Source organism: Pandoraea sp. PE-S2R-1, assembly GCF_002179865.1.
Lineage (GTDB): Bacteria > Pseudomonadota > Gammaproteobacteria > Burkholderiales > Burkholderiaceae > Pandoraea.
On the sequence record NZ_NGUR01000147.1, the window covers coordinates 1 to 357 of the forward strand.

Genomic DNA, 357 nt, shown 5'->3' on the forward strand with positions numbered 1-357 from the left:
GCTGGAGCAGGCGGCACAGACACACCGTCCGCGCGCGCTGTTCGTGAATCCCGCGTTGCAGAATCCGTTGGGGACATCGCTCTCGCCGGCATCGGCGCATCGCATTCTGCAGTGTGCCGAGCAACATAACTTCTGGATCGTCGAGGACGACATCTACCGCGAGTTGGCCCCCGCCGGCACACCGTCGCTGGCAGCGATGGACGGCTTGTCGCGAGTGATCTACGTGTCGAGTTTCTCGAAGACGATTTCGCCATCGGTCCGCGTGGGGTATCTGGCATGTTCGCGGGATCTGGCACATGAGATTGCGCGCAGCAAGATGGTGGCGGGACTCACGTCGTCGGAAATCAACGAGCGCAT

At 61.9% G+C, this 357-nt stretch carries 1 protein-coding gene; it reads left to right on the top strand.

Annotation, left to right across the window (positions count from 1 at the left end):
* Positions 1-357: aminotransferase class I/II-fold pyridoxal phosphate-dependent enzyme (locus CDV44_RS27455; RefSeq protein WP_141118855.1), on the top strand; the 357-nt coding region annotated here is incomplete at both ends.